Here is a 7,316-nt window from a genome sequence, read left to right as displayed (position 1 = left end):
GGACCATCCGCACCGCCCGCTCACGCACCTCGGGTGCGTACCTCGTCAATCTGTTGCTCATGGCTCCATCCTCTCAAGGTTTGGAGCCTCCGGGAAAGACGGGGCGATTCAGCATGGCCGCGCGCGGCCTGACTGTGGCCTGGGGCCTGAATACCGTATTGGTGGTGTTCTTCCTTCTTCTGCAGTTGGCCACCTAGTAGAACTGCACGGGTGCGCCGTCGCGGTCGAATGCGGCGAAGCGGCTGATCTGGCCGTCGTTGATGGCATTGACCATCAGCCGCAGCGGCTGCGCGGCTTCATCGCTGGAAGGAGCAACGCCGGCACGCCCGTCCAGCGAAGCAACGAACACCAGGTCCCAGGCCAGGCCGGTGTTGGCAGACTCCGCGGCAAGTGCGGCAAACGAGGCGACTTCCTGCGGGGCCTTGTCCACGCACAGCACCGGGCTCAGGGTGCCGCCTTCGCCGCTGTCGTGGCGGGCATGCTGATCGGCGGTGGGGGATTCGGGCAGTTCGGCTTTGACGAATACGAACAACAGGCGTTGTGGCTCGGTCTGCTCCAGCGCGGCACGCAACAGGTCGTCGAAATCACTCAGCATCATGGTGGTGTTCACAAGGAGGAAGCCGTTGAGAGCTCATGCTGCCACAGCTGCCGAAGGTCTGGCGGGAGTCCGGATTGATTTAAGTCATGCCATCGTCGCAATAGCCCACGTACGCTGACAGCCATTCAATACAGGCGAGGGCATCCCGGCATGCCGGGCGAGCGTGGAAACGTGGAGTCAGGAGGTGAAACAGCCATGAGCCAACTCACCGACGGCTTCGGTCGCAGCTTTCCATACCTGCGTCTGTCGCTGACCGAAGCCTGCAACTTCCGTTGCAGCTATTGCCTGCCCGACGGTTACCAGGCCGATGGCCGGCCGCAGTTCCTGGCGGTGGAAGAGATCGAACGCCTGGTGCGTGCGTTTGCCGCGTTGGGCATGCACAAGATCCGCCTGACCGGCGGCGAGCCAAGCCTGCGCAAGGACCTGACCCAGATCATCGCCAAGGTTGCGAAGGTGCCGGGCATCCGCAAGGTCGCCATCACCACCAATGGCTGCCTGCTGCCACGGCACCTGCCCGGCTGGCATCGCGCCGGCCTGACCGCGCTGAACGTGAGCATGGACAGCCTGCAGCGTGAACGCTTCCACGCCATCACCGGCCACGACCGCCTGCCTGAAATCATGGAGGGCATCGCCCTGGCGCAGGAATTGGGCCTGCAGTCGATCAAGCTCAACGCAGTGCTGCTGCGCGGGCTGAACGATGACGAGCTGCCGGCATGGATGGACTTCCTGCGCGACCGGCCGATCAGCGTGCGCTTCATCGAGCTGATGCGCACAGGTGACAACCGCGAGTATTTCGAGCGCCACCATCTGCGCGCCGACGTGGTCATCGAGCAACTGTTGATGGCCGGCTGGAGTGAGCGCAAACGCGGTGCCGATGCCGGCCCGGCGCGCGAGTTCAGCCACCCTGACTATCGCGGCAGCATCGGCATCATCGCGCCGTACTCAAAGGATTTCTGCAAAGGCTGCAACCGCCTGCGGGTCACCGCGCGAGGTGATCTGCGGCTGTGCCTGTTCGGTGACTTCGGCGTGGCATTGCGGCCGCTGCTGCAGTCAGATGAGGCCCAGGATGCGCTGCTGGCGCGCATCACCACCCAGCTTGGGCTCAAGGCAGCCGGGCATGGACTGCACTTCGGCCAGACCGGGCTTACCCCGCACCTGGCCTCGATTGGAGGATGAAACACGCAATGAGTGGGCAGATGAGTGCGGCATTCCACATGGCCGATGTACGCGACAAACGCATCACCCGTCGCCGCGCGGTGGCGGTAGGTGAGCTGATTGCAGGGCCTGTTGCCTACCCGTTGATCGTCGAGCGTCGCCTGCCCAAGGGCGATGCGCTGGTGATGGCCGAGATTGCCGGCCTGCAGGGCGCCAAGATGGCCTCGGCATTGATGCCGATGTGCCATCCGCTGCCGTTGGAGCTGGTGCGGGTGTACTGCGCGCCGGTGCCAGAACGCCAGGCGATCCGGGTCTGGTGCGAGTGTGCCAGCGAAGCGCGCACCGGCGTGGAAATGGAAGCGCTGGCCGGCGTCAACGCGGCGCTGCTGACCTTGTATGACCTGAGCAAGCCGGTCGAGCCTGCGCTGGAGATCAGTGGGATCCGCCTGTTGTTCAAGGAAGGCGGCAAGAGCGGTGTGTGGACGCACCCGCAAGGCATGGATGCAGGCGAACTCGAACGTTTCCGGCCGCGCCCGCCCAGGACTTTGGGGGCGGCGCGCTGTGCGGTGATCACCCTCAGTGACCGCGCCAGCCGCGGCGATTACGTCGACGAATCCGGGCCGGTGTTGGTCAAGGGGTTGCAGGCTCTGGGCGGCGATGTGGTCAGCAGCGAAGTATTGGCGGACGGCATCGAGCCCTTGGTCGCGCGCCTGCGCGCGCTGGCCGCCGATGGTGTGCGCCTCTGTCTGTGCACTGGCGGTACTGGCCTGGGCCCGCGTGATCTGACGCCCGAGGCCTTGCAGGCTTTGGGCGGACGCCCGGTGCCGGGGCTCGCGCAGATGCTGCGCGGACTCAGTGCCCAGCACACGCCGATGGCCTGGCTGAGCCGCGCCGAAGTCGTGCAACTGGACGATCTGCTGGTCATCGCCCTGCCGGGCAGTCCGCGCGCCGCCGCACAGTGCATGAACATCCTCACCCCCGTGCTCGGCCATGCCTTGGCGATGATGGACGGGGGCACGCACGCATGATCAGCTATGCGCAGGCCCTGCAGCAGTTGCTGGCAGCCGCACCGGCGGCGCGCAGTGAACAGGTTTCCCTCGCTGCAGCCGCCGACCGGATATTGGCCGCACCGGTAAACAGCGCGCAGGACCTGCCGCCGTTCGACAACGCCGCGATGGATGGCTTCGCGCTGTGTGCAAATGGTGAGCCGCTGGCCGCCGGCAGCATCCTGCAGGTGCAGGGCTGGCAGGCGGCCGGTGATGCGGCGGCCAATGGCGACTCCGCGCAGGCCTGGGAAATCATGACGGGCGCGCGCATGCCGTCCGGCTTGGACAGTGTGGTGCCGATTGAACAGGTCGAGGTACTGGAGGCCGTGGATGGCCGTCCTACCCGGGTGCGTCTGCAGGCAACAGTGAAGCCCGGCCAGCACGTTCGCCTTCGCGGTCAGGACGTGGAACTGGGCGAAACCGTGCTCGCTGCAGGAGCAATACTGGACGTCAATGCGATGACCTTGCTGCATGCACTCGGCGTTGCCAGCGTGCAGGTACAGCATCAGCCGCAGGTTGCGGTGATCAGTACCGGCAAGGAGCTGATCAGCGATGCAACGGCAACACTGCAATCCGGGCAGATCCGCGACAGCAACCGCCCGTTCCTGGTCAGCCGCCTGCGTGCTGCAGGTGCTGATGTGGTCTGGAATGGCGTGGTCAGCGATGACGTGGCCGCTTTTGACGCAGCACTGGATGCGGCCTTGGCCGCCGGTGCGCGGGTGGTGTTGAGTACCGGCGCGGTGTCGCAGGGCCGCTATGACTTCATTCCCGATGCACTGCGCGCGCGCGGTGCCGAGATCATCTTCCACAAGGTCGCGATCCGGCCGGGCAAACCGCTGCTGTTCGCGCGGCTGGCCAATGGCACGCTGTACTTTGGCCTGCCGGGCAACCCGATTTCCGCTGCGGTAGGTCTGCGCTTCTTCGTCGAGCCGGTGCTGCGAAAGATGCTGGGCCTGGCCGAAGAGACCGTTCTGCAGTTGCCGCTGCAGGCCGACGTGCGCAAGCCACCGGGCCTGCGTTTCCATGCGCGCGCACGCGTGCAGGCCGATGCCAGCGGGCAGTTGCGAGTGAGTGTGCTGGCCGGGCAGGAGTCATTCCGCCTCAAGACCATGCTGCGCGCCAATGCGTGGGTGGTGCTGGAAGGCGAGGGTGATCTGGCCACGGCTGGCAGTCTGGTACGCGTACAGGGCTGGGGCCACCGCGAGCCGGTGCAGCTCAGCCCGTTGGAGATGTCATGAAAGAGATAGTCGTGCAGCTGTTTGGTGCATTTTCGGAACTGGACCCGCAGCGGGAGATCAGCGTGCCGGTCGAAGGCGGGCAGGTCATCGACCTGCGCAGGGCGCTGCGCGCGCTGCTGCAGCAGCGCTACCCGCAGTTCCGTGCCGGCCTGGTCGATTACTCGGCATTTGCCGATGAACAACGCGTTCTGCGCGACAACGATGTGCTGCCCGGCGACGGCCGCGTTGCCATCCTGCCGCCAGTGAGTGGAGGCTGAAATGAGCTTCGAGAGTGTATGGAAAGTGGTGGACCGTGCCGATGCGGCGATTGATCCGGCCGAAGGCATCGCCGCCGTGTCCGATCCGGGCTTCGGGGGCATCGATGTCTTCATCGGCAAGGTGCGCGATCTGAACCAGGGCCGGCCAGTGCTGGGCATCACCTATGACCTGTTCGAACCGCTGGTGTTGAACGAGTTCCAGCGACAGATCGCCGAGATCACTGCCGATTTCGGCCCGCGCATAAAACTCTATGTGGCCCATGCCAAGGGCCGGCTGGCAGTCGGCGATGTCGCCGTGGTCGTCGCCGCCGGCAGCCCGCACCGTGACGAAGCGTTCCGCGCCTGCCGGCAGTTGATCGAAGGGGTGAAGCACCGTTCGCCGATCTGGAAGCAGGAGCATTACCAGGACGGCGACAGTGAATGGAGCGAAGGCTGCAGCCTGTGCCAGCCCGATACCGAGCACGCGCATATCGATGGGCATGTCCACGACCACTCGCATTGAACCAGCGCCGGTCGCCGGCATCGTGCTGGCCGGCGGGCTTTCCAGCCGCATGGGCCAGGACAAGGCGCTGCTGCGGTGGCGTGGACGGACCTTGCTTGAACACAGTTGTGCGCTGCTCAGTGCGCTTGGTGCCCAGCCCGTGAAGGTGAGTGGTGACTATCCGGGCTTCGATTCGGTCCCCGATGCGGTACCGCGCTGCGGCCCGCTGGGCGGCCTCTACAGCGTAGTGGAGACGCTGGCCGACGGACCTGCATGGGTGGTGCCGGTGGATATGCCCTTGCTGGATGTGTCACTGCTGCGACAGCTGTGTGATGGAACAGCGCCTTGTGTGACGTATTCAGGCGAACCGGTGCCAATGTACTTGAACATCGACGGCGCTTGCCGCAGTCTGCTGTTTGAAATGGTCATGGGTACAGACGGGCCACGCTCGCTACGCATGTTCCAACGCCGCCTCGGCGGCCTGGAGCTGCCGCTGCCAGCCGGTGCCGGTGCCCGCCTTGTGAACTGCAATACCCCCCGCCAATGGGAGGAAGTTGCGTCATGAAAGTCCAGATCCAGTCGCAGTCGCTACGGCTGCGCATTGATGAAAGCGAGCTGGCACGCCTGCTCGCTGGCGAGGTACTGGAGAACCAGACCTGGCTGGGCACGCCCGGAGCCCTGTCGCAGCGCCTGCAGCTGCACGACACGGCGGAGGCGCTGCTGGATGGTGATGCAACCACGTTGGTGATCAAGCTGCCGCGCGAAGACGTGCTGGCGCTGCAGGCACGTCTGCCTTGCCGTGACGGCCTGAGCTTCGCGCTGCCGACGCAGGCACTGCCGCTGCAGCTTCAGTTCGATGTGGATGTACGTGACAGCGTGCGTCAACGTGGCGTTCAACGTCGTAATCACGCCGACGCCGTAAGCATCGATTGATATTTGTCAGGTAGGTGGCGCGAGAGCGCCATTGGATTGATCAAGATCAAGACTGCCCCAGGGGGCGCCGGGCTTAATGACGCCGTGGCGACTGGGCAAGCAACCGCACAGCAAGCCAGCGCCGTATCACACAGCCTTGGAGCGATGCATGAGTGCCAGTCGCGATGTCGTAAAGCAGAGCAATGCCGGTCCCGGTCGCGTCATCAGTGATTGGAAGCCTGAGGATCCCGATTACTGGGAACGCACCGGCAAGAAGGTCGCCACCCGCAACCTGGTGATATCGATTCCGGCGCTGTTGCTGGCGTTCTCGGTGTGGGTGCTGTTCTCGGCGGTCACCATCAGCCTGCCCAAGATCGGTTTCGCCTTCACCACTGACCAGCTGTTCTGGCTGGTGGCCCTGCCCAGCCTGTCCGGCGCCACGCTGCGCATTTTCTACTCCTTCGTCATCCCGATCTTCGGCGGTCGCCGCTGGACCGCGTTGTCGACCGCATCACTGCTGCTGCCGACCTTGTGGCTGGGCTTCGCGGTGCAGAACCCGGCCACGCCGTACTGGGTGTTCGTGTTGATCGCCATCCTGTGTGGTTTCGGCGGCGCGAATTTTTCGTCGTCGATGTCCAACATCTCCTTCTTCTATCCCAAGCAGCGCCAGGGCATGGCGCTGGGTTTGAATGCAGGCCTGGGCAATGTCGGCGTATCGGTCTCGCAGGCAGTGGTACCGCTGGTGATCAGCGTTGGTGTGTTTGGTGCGATGGGCGGTGCCCCTCAGGCAGTAGTCGACGGCGGAGCGCCTTTGTTCGTGCAGAACGCCGGCTTCATCTGGGTGCCGTTCATCGCCTTCTTCGCGCTGGCCGCCTGGTTCGGCATGAATGACCTGACCAGTGCGCGCTCGTCGTTCTCCGAGCAGGCGGTGATCTTCCGCCGCAAGCACAACTGGCTGATGTGCTGGTTGTACATCGGCACCTTTGGTTCCTATATCGGCTTCTCTGCCGGTTTCCCTATGCTGGTCAAGAGCCAGTTCCCGGATGTGAATCCACTGGCCTATGCCTTCATCGGCCCGCTGCTGGGCGCGCTGATGCGCTCGGTGGGCGGCAGCATGGCCGACCGCTGGGGCGGCGCACGCCTGACCTTCTGGGTATTCGCGCTGATGATCGCAGCGGTGTTCGGCGTGCTGCACTTCCTGCCCAGCAATGGCCAGGGCGGCAACTTCTACGGTTTCCTGCTCTCGTTCATGGCCTTGTTCGTGCTCAGCGGCATCGGCAACGGCACCACCTTCCGGATGATTCCGGTGATCTTCCGCACCCTGCACGAGCGCCTGTCGGCCAATGAAGGCGCCGAAGGCAAGAAGGCCGCCGCGCACCAGGCCAGCATCGAGTCGGCTGCGGTCGTCGGCTTCTCAGGTGCCATCGGTGCCTACGGCGGCTTCTTCATCCCCAAGAGTTATGGCTCGTCCATCACCTTGACCGGCAGCCCCGATATGGCGCTGTACGGCTTCATTGCGTTCTACATCACCTGCCTGGCGGTTACCTGGTGGTGGTACTACCGGCGCGGGGCTGAAACCCCCTGCTGAGAAAGCAATGCACCGCAGCCAGATGCAACACACAGCCACGA

Annotated in this window: 9 protein-coding genes and 1 pseudogene; 9 read left to right on the top strand and 1 reads right to left on the bottom strand. The window is 64.5% G+C overall.

Going from position 1 to position 7,316, the window contains the following annotated elements; translation table 11 throughout:
- A pseudogene (locus tag ACVOLQ_RS18345) lies at positions 1-197 on the top strand (hypothetical protein); the annotation flags it as partial.
- Here ACVOLQ_RS18345 and ACVOLQ_RS18340 read toward each other — a convergent pair.
- Complete coding sequence (locus ACVOLQ_RS18340; protein ID WP_481528876.1) at positions 194-598, bottom strand: ribonucleotide reductase subunit alpha; 405 nt, start codon at positions 596-598, stop codon at positions 194-196. The pseudogene ACVOLQ_RS18345 and the gene ACVOLQ_RS18340 sit on opposite strands and share 4 nt — an antisense overlap.
- Before the next feature lie 195 nt (positions 599-793).
- Between ACVOLQ_RS18340 and moaA the strand changes: the two genes are divergently transcribed.
- From moaA to ACVOLQ_RS18300, 8 genes are all read left to right on the top strand, one after another.
- The gene (moaA, locus tag ACVOLQ_RS18335; protein WP_481528873.1) at positions 794-1,774 is read left to right on the top strand and encodes a GTP 3',8-cyclase MoaA; all 981 of its coding nucleotides are present in this window, start codon (positions 794-796) and stop codon (positions 1,772-1,774) included.
- An 8-nt stretch (positions 1,775-1,782) separates the two neighbouring features.
- A complete protein-coding gene (gene moaCB, locus ACVOLQ_RS18330; RefSeq protein ID WP_481528875.1) occupies positions 1,783-2,781 on the top strand; it encodes a bifunctional molybdenum cofactor biosynthesis protein MoaC/MoaB in 999 nt (332 codons plus the stop codon).
- Positions 2,778-4,037: a molybdopterin molybdotransferase MoeA gene (locus tag ACVOLQ_RS18325; RefSeq protein WP_481528872.1), complete on the top strand. Its 1,260-nt coding sequence runs from the start codon at positions 2,778-2,780 to the stop codon at positions 4,035-4,037. Before moaCB ends, ACVOLQ_RS18325 begins: the two co-directional genes overlap by 4 nt.
- Positions 4,034-4,294 (top strand): MoaD/ThiS family protein, encoded by a 261-nt coding sequence (locus ACVOLQ_RS18320; RefSeq protein ID WP_313171153.1) that lies wholly within the window; start codon positions 4,034-4,036, stop codon positions 4,292-4,294. Before ACVOLQ_RS18325 ends, ACVOLQ_RS18320 begins: the two co-directional genes overlap by 4 nt.
- 1 nt (position 4,295) lies before the next feature.
- Positions 4,296-4,796: a molybdenum cofactor biosynthesis protein MoaE gene (locus ACVOLQ_RS18315; protein WP_313494060.1), complete on the top strand. Its 501-nt coding sequence runs from the start codon at positions 4,296-4,298 to the stop codon at positions 4,794-4,796.
- The gene (gene mobA, locus ACVOLQ_RS18310) at positions 4,768-5,340 is read left to right on the top strand and encodes a molybdenum cofactor guanylyltransferase (RefSeq protein ID WP_313494058.1); all 573 of its coding nucleotides are present in this window, start codon (positions 4,768-4,770) and stop codon (positions 5,338-5,340) included. The genes ACVOLQ_RS18315 and mobA overlap by 29 nt, the downstream gene beginning before the upstream one ends.
- Positions 5,337-5,708 carry a DUF7009 family protein gene (locus ACVOLQ_RS18305; protein WP_481528871.1) on the top strand — a complete coding sequence of 124 codons (372 nt, stop codon included), beginning with the start codon at positions 5,337-5,339 and terminating at the stop codon, positions 5,706-5,708. The genes mobA and ACVOLQ_RS18305 overlap by 4 nt, the downstream gene beginning before the upstream one ends.
- 148 nt (positions 5,709-5,856) lie before the next feature.
- Complete coding sequence (locus tag ACVOLQ_RS18300; RefSeq protein WP_313494056.1) at positions 5,857-7,275, top strand: NarK family nitrate/nitrite MFS transporter; 1,419 nt, start codon at positions 5,857-5,859, stop codon at positions 7,273-7,275.
- The last annotated feature ends 41 nt before the right edge of the window (positions 7,276-7,316 follow it).

It is taken from the genome of Stenotrophomonas sp. STEN031 (assembly GCF_056759975.1).
The sequence above is the reverse complement of the archived record's forward strand: the minus strand, read 5'-3'. Positions and strand labels throughout refer to the sequence as shown.